The following is a 19885-nucleotide window of genomic DNA, read 5'->3' as shown; positions in this document are numbered from 1 at the left end:
CTCAACCACCGTCCTGTGCACGGAGGGTGCTGCCCGTGTCCTGCCGGTACGGCGTGCCCTGCCACTGCCCGAAGTCGAGCACCCGGCTCGGGTCGTAGGCGACGAACGTCCACGGTCCGAGGTAGACGTTGTCGTGCCAGCGGTTGTGCTGCTTGCGGGTGATCGCCTCGGACACCCGCTCGCCCTGGTAGGGCGACCAGTCCGGATAGGTGCCGTAGTTGGCCAGCACCGCCATCCGGTCGCACTTCACCGTGCAGTCGAGGACGGACTTGTCCAGCACGAAGCGGTTGTCGTGGATGTCCACCCGCTGGGTCTTCCACCGGCAGTCGGCGTAGAGCGGTGCGCTGGCGATCGCCGGCTGTGCGCAGCGGTCGGTGTTCTTCACCAGCAACGTGCAGTCACCGGAGGAGGTGTTGGCCGGGCTGTTGCAGAACCGGTCGGCGTTCTCCCACAGGGTGATCCCGGACCAGTTGTTCTCCAGCACGTTCCGGTAGATCTCGATCTTGTCCGTGCGGGCTTTGACCCGTGGTTCGCCGCCGGACTCGGACAGGTAGACGGTCGCGAACGGGAAGTTGTCGCCGCGGTCGGCGTAACTGCGGCCCTCGACCCAGTTGTTCCGCCGGATCGTGTTCCTCCGGATGACCGCGTTGTAGCTGGTCTCGTAGATCAGCGCGGCGCCGTCGTTGGCCTCGAACACGTTGTCCTCGATGCGGAAGTCGTTGTTGTTGGTGTCCGCCCACAACCCGGTTCCGCGGTTGTCATGCACCCAGTTGCCGCGCACGTCGGCACCGTTGACGGCCCAGAACTTGATGCCTCCGGTGCAGCCGCAGCCCTTCCGGCGCCGCTCCCAGTCGCCGGTGTTGTTGCCCACGATCTCGTTGCCCTCGACCACCAGGCCGCGGATGGGATCACCGGCCTTGTACGCGTTCATGCCGTACTGGCCGTTGTCGCGCAGGCAGCTGGCGCGGACCTGCTGATGGGCACCGGCCATCAGCCCGGCGCCGGAGTTCTTCTGGATCGTCGCGTGCTCGATCACCCACCCGTCGGCCGAGTCATGGTTGACCACGCCCTCGTTGTGCGGCGCGACGAACCCCTGCACGGTCAGGTAGCGGATGGTGACGTCGCGGGCGGTGCCGCCGAACGCGTACTGGTTGGTCTTCCGGCCGTCGAGCACCGCGCCCGGCGCGCCGAGGTAGGTGTTCCCCTTCTTGGGGATGACCTGGGCGTAGCGGTCCGGCTCAAGCCGGTGCTTGCCCGGCCGGAGCCAGAACGTGGTGTTCGGAGGGCTGCTCTTGGTCTTCGCGGCCAGGTCACCGGCCACCGCGGGGTCGACCGTCACCGCGCCCTTCGGCGCCTCGGCCGGCCCGGCCGCGGGCTTGGCGCACACCCGGGCCACGGACGTGGACGGTGCCCCGGACGTGACGGGTGCAGCGTTCGGCCCCGCCGCCGGGGTGCCCGGCGTGCTGCTCTCGCAGCCGGTCACCGCCAGCAGGGCCAGCGCCAGCGGTGCCGCCGACGCCCAGTGCCGTCTGTTGATCCCCACGCGCGCCCCCTAGCCGCGGAACCTGAGCACGGTGGTGAAGCCCTCCGTGCCGTCGGCGAAGCCGGTGCCGACCAGCGTGGTGGTGGGTTCCTTGCGCCCGAATCCGGCGGAGTACCAGCCCAGCGGCGGGTTGCTCTCGCCGCGATGCGCCCGCCATGACAGCTGCCCGGGCAGGTCGAGTGCCGCGGAACGGTCCTCGCCGTCCCGGGTCCAGGTGAGCACGGCCCGGTTCCCCACCAGGTCCGCGGCGATCGCCGGACCGAGGTGGAACGCCAGCCGCACGGCCCGGCGCGGACCGCGCACCTCGTCGACGACCCGCAGCTCCCGGCTGGCGGCCGTCAGCTCCACCCGGCGGCGGTGCACGGAGCCCTGGTAGCCGTCGTGCTCGGCGACCCAGCGGGCCGTCCCCCCTGCGGAGGCGTCGGATGTGTCCGCGGTCAGGACGCGGCTGCGGGCATGCCGGGTCCACAGGAACGGGCCGCCGGAGACGGACTGGTCACCGCCGTCCAGTTGCAGGGTGTTGTGGCCGAGGGTGGACCGGAAGTACTGCCGCCACTCGGGCTGCCCGTGGTAGCAGTACGTCCCCGGGTCGGCGAGCACGTCGACCCCGTCGTGCCGGACCTCCACGGACAGCGCGTCGGCGTGGGCGTGCGCGGCGATGGACAGGAAGCCGTGCGGACCGCCGTCGCAGCGGCACCAGATCTCCTCAGGACCGCGCAGGATGGTGAGCCCCGCGTCGGCGAAGTGGCCCGGTCGGCCTGCCGGGCGGGCCACGGCCGGTGCGGTTCCCTTGTTCGCGTACGGCCGGATGAGCGAGGCCAGCAGCGGGGTGCGCACATCGGTGCCGGTCACCACCGGCCACCAGTCGAGCCGGCCGAACACGGCGTCCCCGGTGGCCAGCAGCGAGGCCCAGCGGTCGGTGCCCGTGCCGTCCACGACCAGACCGTGCCCGTCGTCGGCGTCGCCCTGGCGCGGCGGCCGCAGCCGGTTGTCCACGACGGCCGCGAGCGCGTCGGTCATCCGCAGCAGCACCAGCCGGATCGACGCGGGAACCGGCACAGCTGCGGTATCCGCCTCGGCCACCGCGGCCAGGCCGAGCTCCAGCACCAGGCCGTGATATTCGGTGGCCAGCTCGCGGTTGAGGCCGGAGCCGAAGGTGTTGCCGCGCAGATGCCGCTCCAGCGACCGCAGCGCGTCGGCCCGCCAACGCGCCGAGGTGGGGAACCAGTCGAACGCGCAGGCCGCGGCGAACTGCCCGGCGGCCTCGGCGATGATGTGGTTGTTCGCCGAAGATCCCCGGCTGGGGAAGGCGGCCAGCCAGCGCTGGTGGTGCCAGATCTGGTTCAGCGCCACCGGGTTGCCCTCGAACAGCCCGGCCGCGCCCGGCCAGCCGTCGAGCAGCCGGCGGATCCACACCCAGGACAGCAGCCGGATCCCCAGCTCGATGCCGCTGGTCCAGTGCACGCCGCGCAGCGGGGGGTTGGCCGCCCACCACGACCGCAGATGCTCGGTCACACGCTCGGCGTACCGCTCGTTCCCGGTGACCGCGTAGGCGGCGGCGAGCACGGTGAGGTACTGATGCCGGGACAGCTCCCAGATCTGCTTGATGTCCCCGACCGCGTCCTCGCTGCGGTACGGGACGTCGAAGGCGTAGCCCCACGGGGCGCGGCGGCCCGTCTTAGGGTCGTACCACCAGTCCGGGTCGGCCAGATCGTCGCGGTCCACCCCGAAGAACTCGGCATGACCGGCCATCAGCCGGTCCGCCTCGGCGATGAGATGTTTCGCGGCGTCCGGCGGCACCGCGGCGACCGTCCCTGCGGGCAGTACGGCGGTGAACCGGGCGCCGGTCACGCTCGGGCAGTCCGGCCGCGCCGACCGCCACAGCCGTCTGCGCACCGTGTCACCCACTCGGCCGCCGACCTCCCGCGGCCCCATCCGGGACAGTCGGCGCAGGTACCAGCCCGCGCTCATGGTCATCGTGCCCTCGCCAACGTCACGGGCGCGCCGCCGGCCAGGCCGGCCCGCACGGCGAGGGTGGCCGCCGTGGTGGCGACCAGCGACTCCAGCGGCACCGGCATGGGCCCGCCGGTCCGTACGGCCTTGACGAACGCGGCCAGTTCGGCGTTCTGGCCCTTGTCCCGGGCCTTGGGCAGCCGCGAACTCAGCCACCGCTTGCGGTCGTACACCGAAGCACGGACGAAGTCGTCGAGCTGGAGCACCTTGCCGTCCGCGACCAGGTCCAGCGTCTCCTTGGGGAAGCCGGCCGCTCCGGTGGTGACGTAGCTGATGGTGGCGGTGGACCCGTCCGGGTAGCGCAGTACGACCTGGAGGTCCTCGTTGCCGGCCGCGGCTACCGCGTACACCGACACGGGGTCGGCATCGAGCAGCCAGCTCGCCGTGTCGATGAAGTGTCCGCCCTCGCCGGCGAACCGCGAGCCCTCGGTGCCCTGTTGGAGATACCAGCTGCCGTGGTCGAGCCGCCCCGCGTTGACCAGGTAGCGCAGGCTCGCCGGCCCGGTGCGGGCGCCGAACCGCTTCTTGGCCTCCTGGAGCAGCGGCGCGAACCGGCGGTTGAAGCCCACCTGGAGCCGGTCGTTGCCGGACTCCTCCACAGCCGCGAGCACGCCGGCCAGCTCGTCCTCGGTCAGCGCCAACGGCTTCTCCACGAACACTGCCTTGCCGGCCAGCAGTGCCTTTCGGGTCAGGTCGGCGTGCGAGCTGTGCCGGGTGACCACGAACACCGCGTCGATGGACTTGTCGCCGAGCACGGCGTCGAGGTCGGTGGTCGCCTCGGCGAAGCCGAACTTCCGCTGCGCGTTGGCCGCGGACAGCGCCGTCGTGGTGACGACGGTCGACAACTCGACGCCGTCGCGCGCTGCCAGATGCGGCAGCAGCATCGACGTCGCGTAGTTGCCCGCGCCGATGAACGCGAGGCGCACCGGCGTCCCGGCGGCCCGGGCCGGACTCCGCTTCACGCTCACCGTCGGCACGGCCACCGCCGGGGCCTCGGCCTCGGCCTTTTCGGCCGCCTGTTCGGGGTACCGGAACAGCACCGCCACGGCCTTCAAGTCGCCGTCCTTCAGGCGCTGATACGTCTCGACGGCGTCGTCGAAGTCGGCGATGTGGGAGACCAGCGGCTCCACGTCGACGCGGCCTCGGGCGACGAGGTCGAGGAAGCACGCCAGGTTGCGGCGCTCCGTCCAGCGCACATAGCCGATCGGGTAGTCCCGTCCTTCGAGCTCGTACTCCGGGTCATAGCGGCCGGGGCCGTAACTGCGGGAGAACCGGACGTCGAGCTCCTTCTCGTAGTACGCGTTCCACGGCAGGTCCAGGCGGCACTTGCCGATGTCGACGACCCGGCCGCGGTCCCGGCAGAGCCGGGCGGCCAGCTCGACGGGCTGGTTGCTGCCGCCGCCCGCGGCCAGGTACACCTGGTCCACGCCGTGACCGCCGGTGAGCTCGGCGACGGCCGTTTCCACGGCCGCCGACGCGGGATCGCCGCAGGTCACAGCACCCAGCCGCGCGGCGAGTTCGCAGCGCGCGGGGTCGGGGTCGGCGCCGACGACGCGGACTCCCGAGGCGGCGAGGAGCTGTACCACCAACTGCCCGATCAGGCCGAGGCCGATGATCAGCGCCACCTCGCCGAGCTGCGGCTCGCCCTGGCGGACGCCCTGCATCGCGATCGACCCGACGGTGCCGAAGGCCGCGTGCCGCGCGGCCAGGCCGTCCGGCACCGGGGCGTAGAGGTTCTTCGGCACCCAGTTCAGCTCGGCGTGCAGCGCGTGCTCGTTGCCTGCGCAGGCCACGAGGTCGCCGACCTTCACGTCGTCGATGCCGGTGCCGACCTGCTCGACCACCCCGCACAGCGAGTAGCCCAGCGGTGTGTAGGAGTCCAGCTTGCCCATCACCTTGCGGTAGGTCGCGGGCACTCCGTTGGTGGCCACGCTCTGCATGACCTTGGCGACCTGGTCCGGGCGGGAGCGTGCCTTGCCCAGCATCGACATGCCGGCCTCGGACACCTTCATCAGCTCGGTCCCGGTGGAGATCAGCGAGTAGGCGCTGCGTACCAGCACACCGCCCGGCTTGCACCCGGGCACCGGCACGTCGAGCACCGCCAGCTCGCCGCTCTTGTAGTTCTGTACAACCTGCTTCACCCGAACTCCTCTGATTCCTAAGCCGTTAACCGAGTGCTCTGGCCGGACCCAGAGATCGCGTCGCGATACCAGTACTCAAGGGTCAGCACATGCCACAGATGCTTGGAGAAGTCCCGCTGTCCGGCGGCGTCCTCGGCGGCCATCCGCTCCAGCGCGTCGCGGCGCAGGAACCCTGAACGGACGAGCTCGCCGTCGTGGATCACCTCGCGCACCAGCGGGGCCAGATCCCGGCTCATCCAGGCCCGCAGCGGCGCGCTGAACAGGCCCTTGGGCCGGTAGACGATCTCCCGGGGCAGGATCGAGGTGGCCGCCTCCTTGAGGACGGCCTTGCCCTGCCGGCCCACGATCTTGCGATCACCGGGCACGGCGAACGCCGCCTTCACCACCTCGACGTCCACGTACGGCACCCGCACCTCGGTCGACGCGGCCATGCTGGAGCGGTCCGTGTACGCGAGGTTCAGGCCCGGCAGGAACATCCGGGCGTCGCCCAGGCACATGCGGTTGACGAAGTCGTCCAGCTCGTTGTCCTCGTAGACGTCGGCATGCTCGGTCAGCACGTCGTCGACCGTCCCGGCCAGGTCCGGATCGACCAGGGCGAGCAACTCGTCCTGGTCGTACATCGTGTAGCTGCGCCGGAACGCGGTCTCCTCCGGCAGCTCGGCGAAGGACAGGAACCGCTTCGCGAAGCGCACCGACCGGTACCCCCGGCGGGCCGAGGCGACCGGCAGCCGGTCCACCACCGCGGACACCCCGCGCCGCAGCGGCCGCGGGACGCGCTGGTAGCGCAGCGCGAGCAGATTGGCCAGGTGCTTGCGGTAGCCGGCGAACAGCTCGTCGGCGCCCATCCCCGAGAGCATCACCTTGACCCCGGCCTCCCGGGCGGCCGAGCAGATCAGGAAGGTGTTGATCGCGGCCGGGTCGCCGATCGGCTCGTCCAGGTGGTACGTCATCTGCGGCAGCAGATCGAGCACGTTCGGGGCGATCTCGATCTCGTGCAGGTCGACGCCGAACCGCTCGGCCACCTGCCGGGCGTAGCGCAGGTCGTCCGGCATCGCCTCGAACTTGGCGTCCTCGGCGCGGAACCCGATCGTGTAGGCGGAGATCCCGGGTTGGTGGCGGGCCGCCAGCGCGGTCAGGTAGCTGGAGTCGAGACCGCCGGAGAGGAACGTCGCCACGGGTACGTCGGAGAGCAGGTGGCGTCGGGTCGACTCCTCGACGATGGCGGCCAGGTCCGGCTGCTCGCCGGCCCGCGCGCGCTCCCGGCCCTCGGCGGCGACGTCCTTCAGGTTCCAGAACCGGCCGCGCTCCACCCGGCCGTCGGGCCGGATCCGCAGCCAGCTCCCCGGCGGCAGCTTCTCCGCCTCGCGGAACGCACACCGTGAGTCCGGCACCCAGTAGTACAGCAGCGAGGCCACCAGCGCCCCATGGTCCACCTGCAACGCCCCGCCGGTCACCGCGGCGAGCGCCTTGAGCTCGGAGGCGAACACCAGACCCTCGCCGCGCCGCAGCAGGAACAGCGGTTTGATGCCGAGCTGGTCGCGGGCCAGCACCAGCTCACCGGTCCGCTCGTCGAAGACCGCGAATACGAACATGCCGCGCAGCCGGGGCAGGCAGTCCGTGCCCCAGCGCCGCCAGGCCTCCAGCAGCACCTCGGTGTCGGAGGTGCCGCGGAAGCGCACCCCGGCTGCGGCCAACTCCGCCCGCAGCTCGGGCGCGTTGTACAGCTCGCCGTTGTACGAGAGGGCGAGGCTGTCCTTGACCATCGGCTGGGCGCCGGTCTCGGACAGGTCGATGATGGACAGCCGGCGGTGCCCGAGGTGCACCTCGCCGTCACCGGCTAAGTGGCTGTACCGGCCCGCCCCGTCCGGGCCGCGGTGGGCGAGGGTCTCGGTGAGCCGGTCGGTCACGACCTTCCCGTCCGGCCATCGGTAAGTGCCTGCGATGCCACACATGTGCTACCGCGCCTCCTGGTCGCTGTCCGGGACCCGCGTCGCCCACATCGGCTGCCGCTCCGTCCGCAGTTGGCCCTCTCCCACTGCCTTGACGGCGTGGGAGGTACCCCCGCTGTTCTGCCGGGCCTGCCGTTCGCCGTGGCCCCGCAGCGCGGTGTGGAGCCCGTTCCACAGCGTGCCGTCGGTCCGGTCACGCGGATCGGGGTCGATCAGCACCACACCGATCACCTCGATGCCCTGGTCCGCGAGCTGCCGCGCCACGGTGTGCAGCCATGCGGCGTTGCCGTGCCCGGCACGCACCACGAGCACGGTCTGGGTGCCGAGGTACTGGAGGTCGGTCCACGCCGTGCCGGGCGCGACCGAGCCGACGCCGAACCGGCGCTCCTCGTACGAGAGATCCGCGGCACGTTTGCCGCTGACCACGGTCGGGTCTCCCGGCTTCTGCCGGCGGCCCGCGAGCTGCCGGCCGGGCAGCGCGTCGACGATCACAAAGGGCCCGTCCGGTGCCAGCGCTGCGGCGAGGTCCAGGGCGATCACGCTCGCGCTGCGCGCACAGCCCAGTTCCAGCAGCGACACCGGTTCCGCCGAGCCGCGCACGGTGCGGGCCAACGACGCGGTGAGCCGTTCGCGTGCCGCCCGGATCCGGCGGCGCTGCCACAGCCTGCCCGACCGGCGGGGCAGCTCCGCGATGACGGAGGCGCCGAGGTTCGCCGCGATCTCCCGGCGCAGTACGGGCCGGTCCGCGACCACCGTGCCGACCGCGGCCACCACGAGCCCGAGGACGAGCCCGAGGACGAGCCCGATCCCGGCGTTGGTGGCAGCGGCCTTGGGCAGGGAGTGCCGCACCGCGCGCGGGGCGTCCACGACCTGGGTGCCGGCGACGACCTTGGGTGTGCCGGTGCGCGCCTCCGCGGCGCGCTGGCCGAAGTCGGTGATCCGCGAGGTGAGTTCGGCCCGGCGGGCGAAGAGCGACTCCATGTTCGCCGACGCCTTCGGCCCGCTCTCCGGGGATCCCTCGCCGATCGCCTTGTTGACCTGGGCGAGCTCGTCCCGCATGCGGTCACGCTGGTCGAGCAGGGCCTTGGCCTCGGCCGTCGCGGTGTCCCGCATCCGCTTCACATGGTCGGCGACGAACGCGTCGGCCAGCGCCTTGGCCCGGGCCGTCGCCTCCGCGTCGCTGTCACCTGTCACGGTGATCTGCAGCAGGTTGTTGGTCAGGCCGGCACCCCGGTAGTCCCGCATGAAGTCTTCCGGTTTTTCCGGGGACTTGAGGGATCGCAGGGCCTTCTCGGCGATCCGGGTGGTCCCCAGTAGTTCGACGTCGGTGCGGATCAGCGTTCCGGTGTCGTTCGGCTGGTCCTCCTGATGCGCGACCAGCACCTTGGTCACCGCGGTCGGGGGCGGCGGTATGAGGACCGCCACCGCCGCGCCGGCCAGCAGTCCCAGCAGTGCCATGGCGCTCCAGAGGCGGCGGCGCCTGCGCACCGCCACCACCAGGGCCTGCAGGTCGAGGAGCGGAGTGGAGGCCGACGACTCCGCTGTCGTGCTCGTCGTCACGCTCAACCTCCCGTCGCGGGGCCGCGCACCGCGACAGCCAGAGTGGCCTCGTCGGCAGGACGTTCGGCGGTTCGCGGGGGATGGACCCGGACCGGGTCGGCGACGACGATGCCGACGACCTGATGGCCGCCGTCCGCACACGCCTCGGCGATGCCGGCGAGCTCCTCCGCGGTCCAGCTGCCCGCGCTGAGGACGACCAGGGCACCTGCCTCGGTGTCGCGGTCCGGCACCGTCGGCCGGTCCACCGAAACCTCCACCACCCGCAGCAGCGGATCGCTCTTGGCCTCGGTGACGAGCTGCCCGGCGGCCCGGCGGGCGATCTCGTCGCCGTCCGGTACGACGACCAGCAGCCGTCGGGGGGCAGGCAGCTGGTTCCGGAGGCGAGCGCACACCCGCCGGTAGCGGATCCGTCGGCCGGCCTCGTCGCCGGACCGCTGCGGGGCCGGTACGTCCCACGGGGTGTCGAGGCCGAGGAGCCGGCGGACACCGGCCCGTGGGCCACTGCCTTGCGGCCGGTGCGCGTGACCTTCGGCAGGCACGTCGACGGTGCCGAGGAGCCCCGAGCCCAGCGCCGCGGCGATCTCCGGTTCGGTGCGCAGCCGCCGATTCATCCGTGCGGCGACGAGATGGCCGATGACCGCGAGCAGGAAGGACAGCAGCGCCCCGGCGACGACGAGCTGAATCCGCGTCGGCGGCGCCGCGCCGGTCGGCCGGGCTGCCGGCCCCATGACGACCATGCTGGCCTTGTTGGCCGCCGGGTCGGCCTCGTCCAGCTTCTTCATGGCCTCCTGCAGCGACGTACGCAGCTTTTCCAGCTCGGTGCGGGCCTGCACGCTCTCCACGGTCTGCCCCGGATCGGCCCCATTGGCCAGGTCGGTGATACGGCGGTTGGTCTCCGCCACCTTCTGTCGCAGCGCCTCGGCCTCCGTGGCCGCCTCGGGGTCGGTGTCGCCGCCCGCGATCCGCGCGGCGAAGCCGACGAACTGCTGGGCCACCCGGTCGGCGAGCTGCTGCGCGCGCGCCGGGGTGTCGGCCGTACCCGCGATCTTGATGATGTTGCCGTCGGCGGCGGTGGCGCTCACCTGTTCGCGTAGCTCGCTGCCGCTGACGCCCTTCCAGCCGAGCTTGGCCGCCACGCCGTCGACCACCGTCGAACTGGTCGCGATGTCGACCTGGGTCAGCAGCTCGCGCTCCTCCCACTGCCCCGGCAGCAGGACCGAAGCCGACGCCGTGTACCGCGGCGGAAACACCACCGAGGCGCCGTAGCCGACCAGCGCGCCCACCACGGCGACGATGGCGAGAAGCCGCCACCGTCGACGGAGTATCCACCCGATCGTGACCAGGTGGATCGTGTCATCGCTCAACTGCCCGGCCTCTTCCCTGTGCGAACCGGGGCGCCCGCCGAGACCGGAGTACGGTCACGGCACGCGGCGGCGTAGGCGGCGAGCAGCGAGACTTGCGAGTTTCGCCAGGAAAGCGGTCCGCTGATCCGCTCCTGGCCGACCTTGCCCATCCGGGCCCGCTTCTCCGGATCGTCCAGCAACAGCGTGATGAGCCCCGCGAACTCGGCCTCGTCGTTGGCGGGCGCGTAGACGGCGGCGTCACCGGCGGAGACGCGCGCCTCCTTGAGGTCGAACGAGACGATCGGCCGGCCCATCGCCATGTACTCCAGGACCTTGTTCATGGTCGACACGTCGTTGAGCGGATTGCGCGGGTCGGGGGAGAGGCACACGTCCGCGGTGGACAGGTAGCGCACCAGGTCGGCGTCCGGAATGCGCCCGGTGAACTGCACCTGCTCCGTGAGTCCGAGTTGCCGGGACAGCTCCACCATCGCGTCGAAGGCGTCGCCGGCGCCGACGAACACCGCGTGCCAGTCGGTCCGTCCGAGCTCGTCGCGCAGTTTCGCCAGGGCTCGCAAGGCGTAGTCGACGCCGTCCTGCGGGCCCATGACGCCGAGATAGCACAGCAGATGGGGCTTGCCGCGCTTCAACTCCGGCTCGGGCGGCACCGGTTGGAACCGCTCGATCTGGGGTGCGCTGCGCACCACGAAGACGTCCTCGGGGCGTCGACCGCCTCGGCGTATGGCGACGTCCCGGTAGCTCTCGTTCGTGGCGAGCACGATGTCGGCGGCCCGGTAGGTCCGCCGTTCCAGCGCGCACACGGCGCGGTAGAGCAGATCCTTGCCGCGGTCGAACCGGGACAGGTACAGCTCGGGTACCAGGTCGTGCTGGTCGAAGACGAACCGCGCGCCGCGCCGCCTGAGCCACCTGGCCGCCAGGAACAGCAGGTCGGGCGGGTTGCAGGCGTGGACCACGTGGACCGGGCCGACCTTGCGGGCCAGCCGGGCCGTGTGCCAGAGCGCCGATCCGTACTCCCGCAGATAGCCGGCCGGCCCTCCGGTGGCCGCGCGCAACGGGTAGCGGTGGATCCGCACCCCGTCGACCAGCGCCTCCGGTTCCGTGTCCCGCTTCTCCCCCCGCGGGCAGATGACGTGTACGTCCCAGCCCGCGTCGCGCAGTGTCGTGCACTCCTGCCACACCCGCCGGTCGAACGGCACCGACAGGTTCTCCACCAGGATCAGCGCGCGTCGCCCCGACCCGTCACCACTGATTGCATTACCAAGCAAGGCCTATGTACCCCGGTTCGGTCCGGCGCGTCTCGGCGTCGGGTAGGCGGATGAGGTCGACTATCACCGGGCCGTCGGCGCCGCCGTGGGGCAGCGCCGACAGGACGGCCGGATCCCTGGTCCCGACCAGGCACACCTCGGCGTGCTCAAGCACTTCGTCGACGGAATCCGCGAGCAGCTGCGCGAGATGCGGCAGCCGGGTCTCGATGTACTCGCGGTTCGCGCCGAGCAGCCGGGAGAGGCTCACGTTGGCGTCATAGATCTTGAGGTCGTACCCCTTGCCGAAGAGCCTCTCCGCCAGCTCGACCAGCGGGCTCTCGCGGAGGTCGTCGGTGCCGGGTTTGAAGGACAGCCCGAACAATCCCGCCCGGCGCTTGCCGGTGCGCTCGACCAGCTCCACCGCGCGTTGCAGATGGTCGGAGTTGGAGGGCAGCACATGGGAGAGGATCGGCACCGAGACGTCGGCCCGCTGCGCCGCGTGCACCAGGCTGCGCAGGTCCTTGGGCAGGCAGGAGCCGCCGAAGGCGAAGCCGGGCCGCAGATAGGCGGGGCTGATGTTCAGCTTGCGGTCGGCCAGGAACACGTCCATCACCTGGTGCGAGTCCACCCCGAGCGCCTGGCACACCGCGCCCAGCTCGTTCGCGAAGCCGATCTTGAGGCCGTGGAAGGCGTTGTCCGCGTACTTGATCGCCTCGGCCGTCGGGACCGGCACCCGGAACACCTCGCCGGGCAGGCCGTCGTACAGCGCCAACACCGCATCGCCGCTTGCCCGGTCGAGCTCGCCGATGACGGTCTTGGGCGGGTCGAAGAAGTCCCGCACGCTGGTGCCCTCGCGCAGGAACTCCGGGTTGACCGCGACCCCTACGTCCACCCCGACCGTGCCGCCGAGGTTCTTCTCCAGGATCGGCACCAGCAGGTTCAGGCAGGTGCCCGGGAGCATGGTGCTGCGGAACACGACGGTGTGCCGGCCCCCCTGCTTGGCCCCCTCGGCCAGCGCCGCGCCGATCTGCTCGGTGACCCGCTCCAAGTAGGTGGTGCACAGACTGCCGTTGGGCTCCGACGGCGTGCCCACGCAGACCAGCGACACCTCGCTGTCCATGATCGCCTCACGGACGTCACCGGTGGCTCGTAATGCTCCGGTCCTTACGACGTCGGCGATGAGCTCGCCGATCCGCTCCTCGACCACCGGGGCCTTGCCGTCGTTGACCAGGTCGACCTTCACCTGGTTGACGTCCACCCCGATGACCTCGTGACCCATGCTGGCCAGGCACGCGGCCGACACACAGCCCACGTAGCCGAGCCCGAAAACGCTGACTCTCATGACCCGTTCCTCCCCCCGCGCAGGCCCTTGTGGCCTGCGCTCCGCGCGCCGTCCGAACGACGCCCCCCGCGCATCAGTAGGCCCCCTGCCCATGCAGCACCGCACGCAGCGTCTTCCACAAGATCACTGTGTCCAGGGCGAGCGACCAGTCCTCCACGTATCGCAGGTCCAGCCGGACCGCCTCCTCCCACGGCAGGTCGCTGCGTCCGCTTATCTGCCACAGGCCGGTGAGCCCGGGCTTGACCAGCAGCCGCCGCCGGATGTCCGGGCCGTACGCCGCGGACTCCTCCGGCAGCGGAGGCCGCGGACCGACGAGCGACATCGATCCGGCCAGTACGTTGAACAGCTGCGGGAGTTCGTCGAGCGAGTACCGGCGCAGCACCGCCCCGACCCGGGTCACCCGCGGATCCCGGCGGAGCTTGAACAGCAGCCCCGCACCCTCGTTGCGGTCGGCCAGCGCGGCACGTGCCCCGTGGGCCCCGACGACCATGGTGCGGAACTTGAAGATGGTGAACTCGCGGCCGTCCTTGCCGACCCTGCGCTGGCGGTAGAACGCCCCGCCCCGGCTGTCCAGCACCACGAGCAGTCCGACGAACACCATCAGTGGAGCCAACAGCATCAGCAGGATCGCTGAGCCCATCCGGTCGACGACCGCTTTTATCGCCCGGCGCCCTCCGGTGAAGGTCGGCATGCTGACCCGCAGCAGCGGGATTCCGAGCACCGCGTCGACGTGCAGCCGCGGGCCGGCCACCTCCATCAGCACGGGGGCCACGACCATCTCGGCGTCGCTGCCTTCGAGGTTCCACGCCAGCCGCTGCAGCCGGTCCGGTGTCCAGTGCGGGTCCGGTGTGACCGCGACGACACGATAGCCGTCGTTGTCGACGTACTTGGCGACGTCCGTCAGTTGGCCGACGACCGGCACTCCGTCCAGTTCGTCGCCGTCGAGCCCGCGACCGTCCGTCGTGCACACTCCGTCCACCCGCCATCCGAGGTGCGGGAACTTGCGGGTGCGGCTTATCAGGTCGCGCACGGTGTCGGGGCTTCCGGCAGCGAGAACCGGTCTAAGACACCGCCCTTCGTTGCGCTGTTTGTGCAGCCCGAGGCGGAGCAGATACCGCGCGGTCATGGTGATGAGCGCGATCGCCGGGATCGCGACGAAGATCCAGAGCTTGATGTTGCGCGAGGTCAGGGCGATCCCGCCGAGCGCGAGCACGACGGTCGCCGTGAACAGTGAGCGTCCGAGCCGACGGAATTCCTCGGCCCCCTGGCCGAGCACGGCCGGAGCCCACGACCGGCTCACCGCAAGCGAGCCCAGCACCAGCAGCTCGGTGCCGAATGCGAGAATTCCCCACTTCTCGTGCCAGTTGGCCGCGTCCCGGGCCCCGAAGAAGTTGCCGATCGCCGCCACCACCAAGGCGGTGGCCACCGTGTCGCTGATGATCACGGTACGGCGGTACCGCTGCTCCCAGTCGATCGCGGGCTGGCTGATCGCCCCGTTCGCCAGACGCCCGCGCGCCGACGGAAACGGGCTGACTAATCCCCCTTGCCGCACAGAACCCCCCAGGTTCCCAGTGGTTCGGCGTGACCGCCCAACCCTGCCTCTCCCCTCGGAAGGCGCCCCCCGCCCCCCGTGCCGCGCTGTTCCTCCCCTCGGGAGGCCCCCGCCTCCCGCGCATGACATGCCGGCTGTTTGAGCGCTACTTGAACCCGCCCTGGCGGCAGCGGACTGGCGTGTCCTGCCGGCCTGTCGAAGTGCGCGCGAACCCGTCGAAATCTTGAGTGCTCCCCGCACTCAAAGCCCCCTCACGGACCCCAAGAACGTGTCCGATCAGCTGAAGCACGGTCAATCTAGACCATCGGGGCCCAGTGTGTAGAGGGGATGTGTGTAATTTGTGTTCAAGCTTTGAGCCTGCATCCAAAGGCGGGTAAACCCGCTATAGGCGCCTTCACGCCACCACGCGCTCCCGCAGCTCACCCGGACCCCGAGTGCGGCTTCGACACGGCGGCCCGAGGCACCGTCAAAACCAGCCGACCGCAGGGGACCGCATCAGCGGAAGCCGCCGTCGTCGGCAGAGGCTCGATGGTGGTCCCGGACTCGCCGTCTCCCTGTGGGACTGGCTGAGCGTCATCGCTGCCTCCTGGTGTGTTCGCTGCGGCCAGTTCTGGAACCCGCGGTCCGGTTGCCTGAGTTGTGCCGGGGGGCGTGACGGTGGCGCCGGAGGCGCTCGGGGATTGCGTGTACCCAGTGATGCCAAGCCATCTTCATGATCTCGCTCGTGCGCAGGTGCTCGCCAAGTGCCTTTCAGGACAGGGGAGTTGATGGCAATAGGTCCCGAACTGCTCGGCTATGCTCATACCTCTCGAACAGGCGACGGCCGGTGGAGCGCCGAGACCGCCGGGAAGGAACTGCACATCCTCACCCCGGCGACGAGAAGCACCGCACCCGGCCGCGCCGGGCGATCCGTGAGCCCGTGCCGTCGCCCGGGTACCCCACCCGCACGTGGTCGGCGTCCAGCCGGTGACCGGTGCGCCCGTCCAGCGGGGAGACGGGGTCACCGTGCGGTTCGTCGCGGGAGAATGGACGGCCGCCAACGCGAACATGCCCACGACCGGGCCGACCGGATACGACGCGCAGGCCGACAGGAGGCTTGACGGCGCGAAGGGCTGCAAGGTCAAACGGGGGACGCCGTTCGGCGCACTGCTGGCCGCCTTGCCGGTGTCAAGAACGGCCCTGTTCACACCGTCGGACGGGGAGTTGAACTTCCGCGCCGCCGGCAACGGCACCCTCCAACTGGGCATGAACGACACCGCCGGACACTGCTCCCAGGGCAACAGGGGCACGTGGACCGTGCGCGTGAGCGTGACGCGCCCGAACTGAGTGCCGAGGGGCGTCCGCAGTTACGTCAAGCCCTCTGGCGCACCGTCAGGTCGGCTCCGGTCGGGCGACCGGCTGGTGATGCAGCATGCCGTGCCCCTGTCCATCGAGGTGGGCCGGCGGATGCGCTCGCCGCGCCACCGCCCCGCAAGCCGCCCCTCCGCCCCTCGGCTCCTCGTGTCAGCTGCGCCGCTCGCCCCCGTCGGTGTCATGTCCTGCGTGCCGATGACCGACAGCAGCTCCGGCTGGGCGGCGCCCCGGGTGCCGGGTGGGGCGTCGAAACACAGCAGGCGGGGCGGCCTGACCCTCGCCAAACTCCAGCAGGCAGGGGGTAGTTGACGGGTGTCGACCGGCCTTCATCGAATTCGGTATGGGGACAGATGCCCCAGCAGGAGCTCGGTGAGGCGTTCAGGTGTGCGCAGAGGCAGGTAGTGGTCGGCGTCGGGGACCATCTCGCCACGGGCGCCGGGGATGTCGGCGATGAGCCGTTTCGCTATGGCGCCGATCTCGGGGTGATCCCGGTCGCCGTGGATGACCAGCGTCGGTGCGGTGATGTCGCCGAGATGGGCTTCGGCGTCGTGGTTCGGGGAGTGCGCGAGGTACGCCTCGCTCACGATGCGCCGGCGGGCGTTGTCCACCACCATCGCTTCGATCAGCTCTCCTCCACGAGCCGCGCGGCCCATGGACGCCCAGACCGACAGCTCAAGTGCGGCCAGAGCGGCAGCGTCCCGCTCGCGGCGGGCCGCGGCATAGGCCACCGACTCGGGATCCTGCGGCCACGGATGACCGCTCACCGAGGCGCCGACCAAGCCCAGCGCGGCGACCCTGCCGGGATGCGCGAGGGCGAAATCCAGCGAGGTCTCCCCACCCATGCTCAAGCCGACCAACGCCGCCCGGCGCAGGCCGAAATGGTCAAGCACCGCCCGCAGATCTTCGACATCGCTGAACGGCTGCTCCGGAGCCGTGGAGCGGCCCAGGCCGCGTGCGTCGTAGCGAATCACGTCATGATGACGAGCCAGCTCGGGGGCGACGACGTCCCACAGCCGAGAGTCCATGCCGGCGCCGTGCAGCAGCACCACCGGGCTGCCGGTCCCGCCGCGCTCGGCCCACAACCTGCCGCCGCCGGGACCGGGAGGCCGGACTTCGTGTACGACCGGGACGGTCGGACCAGTGTTCGAACTCATGCCGCGATCATGCCAGAGCACTCGGCCCGCAGCCCCGCCGTTCACCGCTCCGGATCGTCGCAGGCGGTCGGGCGGCGTATGACTGGTGGCGCCGACGGGGACGATGCCAGGGTCAGACCACGGCTCCTCGCGCAGGTGCCGACTCCTGCGGCCTTGGGGCGGTCGGTCTCGGATTCCGGCGTGTGGGGGAGGAGACGGAGCAGTTCGGGCGTGTCCGGTGCGTGATCGATGTGCTCGGCAAGGTGGCGAATCACCGTGACCGCGTGGGCGTGGCGCTGGTGCGCTTCCCGTCGTTGGTGAGCAGTCCGTCGCCGAAGGTTTGTCGGAGCCCGGAGGAAGTGAATTCGCCCGCAGCGACAGGAAGTTGGCGCAGGCCGTCCCGCTGTCGCGGACGAGCCGTCGGACGGGCTGGGGCGTCATGGCCGGATGGCGTCTGTTCACGGTTGAGTGAACGCCCATAAGCTCTGCGACCTCCGTGGTCTGGGGGTCTCGTGAACGGTCTCCGTGCGGTCATCGTCGGCCTTGTGATCGCGTGTGCCGCGACGGTGTCGCCGGCCGCGGCTGTGACACCGAGCTGGTCGGCGCTGCCGGTGCCGGCTGCGGTCCCGCCGGTGACCGTGTCCGATCTCGCCGCCCGCGGGCCCGGCGAGGCGTGGGCCACCGGGTACGAGCAGGCCGCCGAGGGACTGCGGCCGATGCTGTACCGGTGGGACGGCACGGCGTGGAGCCGGGACACGGCTTTTCCCGGCGCCGGTGAGGTGGGCTGGCTCGGAAAGGTGCAGTTCGTCGGCGAGGAGGTGTGGATCTTCCACAACCGCGCGGGGGCGGGGGAGATCCTGCGTCGGTCGGCGGGCGGGTGGAGTACCGTTCCGCTGCCGCAGACTCTTTGGACCTACCAGGACTTCACCGCGGTACCGGGTGCCGCATGGGTCGTCGGTGAGGACGACACCGGACTGAAGGTGTTGCACTACGACGGTTCCGGCTGGACCACACAGTCCACCCCGGACGGCGTGCTGTTCCTGATGGGGATCACCGCGCGTACCGCCACCGACGCCTGGGCCTGGGCGGACACCAGCACCGGAACCACCGTCCTGCGCTGGGACGGCAAGACGTGGAGGGACGCGAACGTGCCGCTGCCGCCGAACAGCAACGTGCACACGATCCTGCTCGAACCGTCCGGCCACGTCACCATCGGCGGCAGCCAGTACACCGACGGCGTGGCCCGCACCTACCTGATGACCTGGAACGGGCTCGGGGCCTGGCGCACCACCCACCCATCACTCGGCGACACCTACACCGAGGCCATGGTGCGCGGCCCGGACGGCGCGCTGTGGCTGCCGGTGCGCAGCGACCGCGCGTTCTCGAAGTACGCACGGGTGGCCGGCTCCCGCACCACCTTCTCCTACGGCCCGGAGCGCACCAACGCGATCGACGTCAAACCGCGTGCACTGGCAAGGGCCGGGTTCTCACTGCTGTCCTTCGGGACCGTCGAGATCTACGGCTCGAAACCGAACCTGATGAGCGAACGGCAGGGAGGCTGACCATGGCACGCAGACTGCTCGTCGCGGCCCTCGCAGTCGCCATGACCATCGTGACGATCATGAGCTCGGCCGCGGCGGAAACCCCGTCCTGGCAGCACGTTCCGATCCCGGCACAGATACGCCCCCAGGCCGGGCTGAACGAGGCGGTGGCGCTCGGGCCGGACCAGGCGTGGGCCGTGGGCGCCGACGCCGTCGGTCGCGAGGCGCCGGGCTTCCCGCTGGTGTTGCGCTGGGACGGAACCGCGTGGCAGCGCCAGAGCCTTTCCGGCATCGGCTGGCAGGGAGAGCTGCTGTCCATCGCCGCGACCTCGCCCACCGCGGTCTGGGCGGTCGGCCGCGACTCGACGGGCGGCGCCCACCTGCTCCGCTTCGACGGCAACGCCTGGTCCGAGAGCCGGCCGCCGAGCGGTGTCGTGCTGACCAAGGTCGTCGCCGGAACCGGAAGCGGTGAGACCTGGCTGATCGGGTCGCGGGACGGCACGCAGGTATTGCTGCGCCGGGACGGGCATGGCTGGCGGGACGTGCCGGCGCCTGCGGGAACCGTGTACGGCCTGCACGTCCTGGCGGCCGACGACGTCTGGGCCGCGGGCGCCACCGGCTCGGGTGCGGCCGTGTCGCACTGGAACGGGCAGTCGTGGGAGCAGACGATCGTGGACGGGTTCCCGCGGTCGGCCGTGGGCAGTGTGCTCGCGGTTTCGCCGACGGAGGTGTGGGCGGGCGGCACGGCCGGGTTCGTCGGGGGCCCGCCGGGCCGGCCGATTCCGCCACTGCTGGTCCGCTGGGACGGGCAGGCGTGGAGCCGGGTGAGCGTGCCGACCGACTTCGGCTCGATCAGCTCACTGACGCCCGGCACGTCCGGCGCGTTGTCCTGGGTCTCGGTGGCCGGCTCGCAGAAGTGGGGCCCGCCGGGCAGCTCTCCGCCGCTCGTCCCCGGGCCCGATTTCCTTGCCTGGAACGGACAGTCGTTCACCGCGTACAGCGAACCGGCGGTGGCAGGGGAGGGCCGCTCCCGGGTGCTGCGACTGGCACCTGTACCGGACACGACGACGGTGTGGTCGGTCGGCCGAGCCGACGGCCCCGAGGGCACCTTCGCAGCGCGCATCCTGCGGTTCGGCTGAGTACCCCGACAATC

At 71.1% G+C, this 19885-nt stretch carries 13 protein-coding genes and 1 pseudogene; 3 read left to right on the top strand and 11 right to left on the bottom strand.

Going from position 1 to position 19885, the window contains the following annotated elements:
* Position 1 precedes the first annotated feature (1 nt).
* The 9 genes from POF73_RS29010 to POF73_RS28970 form a co-directional block, all read right to left on the bottom strand.
* Positions 2–1543, bottom strand: coding sequence for a right-handed parallel beta-helix repeat-containing protein (locus tag POF73_RS29010; protein WP_272121318.1), 1542 nt, complete (start codon positions 1541–1543; stop codon positions 2–4).
* A gap of 9 nt (positions 1544–1552) precedes the next feature.
* Complete coding sequence (locus POF73_RS29005; protein ID WP_272121317.1) at positions 1553–3520, bottom strand: heparinase II/III family protein; 1968 nt, start codon at positions 3518–3520, stop codon at positions 1553–1555.
* Complete coding sequence (locus POF73_RS29000) at positions 3517–5697, bottom strand: bi-domain-containing oxidoreductase (protein ID WP_272121316.1); 2181 nt, start codon at positions 5695–5697, stop codon at positions 3517–3519. Before POF73_RS29000 ends, POF73_RS29005 begins: the two co-directional genes overlap by 4 nt.
* A 17-nt stretch (positions 5698–5714) precedes the next feature.
* Positions 5715–7649, bottom strand: a complete 1935-nt coding sequence (gene asnB / locus POF73_RS28995) for an asparagine synthase (glutamine-hydrolyzing) (protein ID WP_272121315.1) — start codon at positions 7647–7649, stop codon at positions 5715–5717.
* 3 nt (positions 7650–7652) lie between these two features.
* Positions 7653–9206, bottom strand: a complete 1554-nt coding sequence (locus POF73_RS28990) for a Wzz/FepE/Etk N-terminal domain-containing protein (RefSeq protein WP_272121314.1) — start codon at positions 9204–9206, stop codon at positions 7653–7655.
* Positions 9207–9208: 2 nt separating this feature from the next.
* On the bottom strand, positions 9209–10570 hold the full coding sequence (locus POF73_RS28985) for a Wzz/FepE/Etk N-terminal domain-containing protein (RefSeq protein ID WP_272121313.1): 1362 nt from the start codon (positions 10568–10570) through the stop codon (positions 9209–9211).
* A complete protein-coding gene (locus POF73_RS28980) occupies positions 10567–11832 on the bottom strand; it encodes a glycosyltransferase family 4 protein (RefSeq protein ID WP_272121312.1) in 1266 nt (421 codons plus the stop codon). The genes POF73_RS28985 and POF73_RS28980 overlap by 4 nt, the downstream gene beginning before the upstream one ends.
* Positions 11822–13153, bottom strand: coding sequence for a nucleotide sugar dehydrogenase (locus POF73_RS28975; protein ID WP_272121311.1), 1332 nt, complete (start codon positions 13151–13153; stop codon positions 11822–11824). Before POF73_RS28975 ends, POF73_RS28980 begins: the two co-directional genes overlap by 11 nt.
* A gap of 73 nt (positions 13154–13226) precedes the next feature.
* The gene (locus POF73_RS28970; protein ID WP_272121310.1) at positions 13227–14705 is read right to left on the bottom strand and encodes a sugar transferase; all 1479 of its coding nucleotides are present in this window, start codon (positions 14703–14705) and stop codon (positions 13227–13229) included.
* A 948-nt stretch (positions 14706–15653) separates the two neighbouring features.
* On the opposite strand from POF73_RS28970, the gene POF73_RS28965 reads away from it, so the two are divergent.
* A complete protein-coding gene (locus POF73_RS28965) occupies positions 15654–16031 on the top strand; it encodes a hypothetical protein (protein ID WP_272121308.1) in 378 nt (125 codons plus the stop codon).
* Between the two features lie 197 nt (positions 16032–16228).
* Here POF73_RS28965 and POF73_RS28960 read toward each other — a convergent pair.
* Both POF73_RS28960 and POF73_RS28955 read right to left on the bottom strand, forming a co-directional pair.
* Positions 16229–16321 (bottom strand): annotated as a pseudogene (locus POF73_RS28960) (transcriptional regulator); the annotation flags it as partial.
* 63 nt (positions 16322–16384) lie between these two features.
* Positions 16385–17212, bottom strand: coding sequence for an alpha/beta fold hydrolase (locus POF73_RS28955; RefSeq protein ID WP_272121307.1), 828 nt, complete (start codon positions 17210–17212; stop codon positions 16385–16387).
* Between the two features lie 491 nt (positions 17213–17703).
* Between POF73_RS28955 and POF73_RS28950 the strand changes: the two genes are divergently transcribed.
* A complete protein-coding gene (locus POF73_RS28950) occupies positions 17704–18753 on the top strand; it encodes a hypothetical protein (RefSeq protein ID WP_272121305.1) in 1050 nt (349 codons plus the stop codon).
* A 2-nt stretch (positions 18754–18755) separates the two neighbouring features.
* Positions 18756–19871: a hypothetical protein gene (locus POF73_RS28945; RefSeq protein WP_272121303.1), complete on the top strand. Its 1116-nt coding sequence runs from the start codon at positions 18756–18758 to the stop codon at positions 19869–19871.
* Positions 19872–19885: the final 14 nt, after the last annotated feature.

The sequence above is a fragment of the Streptomyces sp. HD genome (genome assembly GCF_028369295.1).
GTDB lineage: Bacteria > Actinomycetota > Actinomycetes > Streptomycetales > Streptomycetaceae > Streptomyces.
This window is presented reverse-complemented; position numbering and strand designations above follow the sequence as displayed.

What these genes read in the sequence shown, in the direction of transcription:
- POF73_RS29005 (WP_272121317.1), bottom strand. Translation starts at nt 3,520, where the DNA reads ATGACCATGAGCGCGGGCTGGTACCTGCGCCGACTGTCCCGGATGGGG.
- asnB (WP_272121315.1), bottom strand. Translation starts at nt 7,649, where the DNA reads ATGTGTGGCATCGCAGGCACTTACCGATGGCCGGACGGGAAGGTCGTG.
- POF73_RS28975 (WP_272121311.1), bottom strand. Translation starts at nt 13,153, where the DNA reads ATGAGAGTCAGCGTTTTCGGGCTCGGCTACGTGGGCTGTGTGTCGGCC.
- POF73_RS28955 (WP_272121307.1), bottom strand. Translation starts at nt 17,212, where the DNA reads ATGAGTTCGAACACTGGTCCGACCGTCCCGGTCGTACACGAAGTCCGG.
- POF73_RS28945 (WP_272121303.1), top strand. Translation starts at nt 18,756, where the DNA reads ATGGCACGCAGACTGCTCGTCGCGGCCCTCGCAGTCGCCATGACCATC.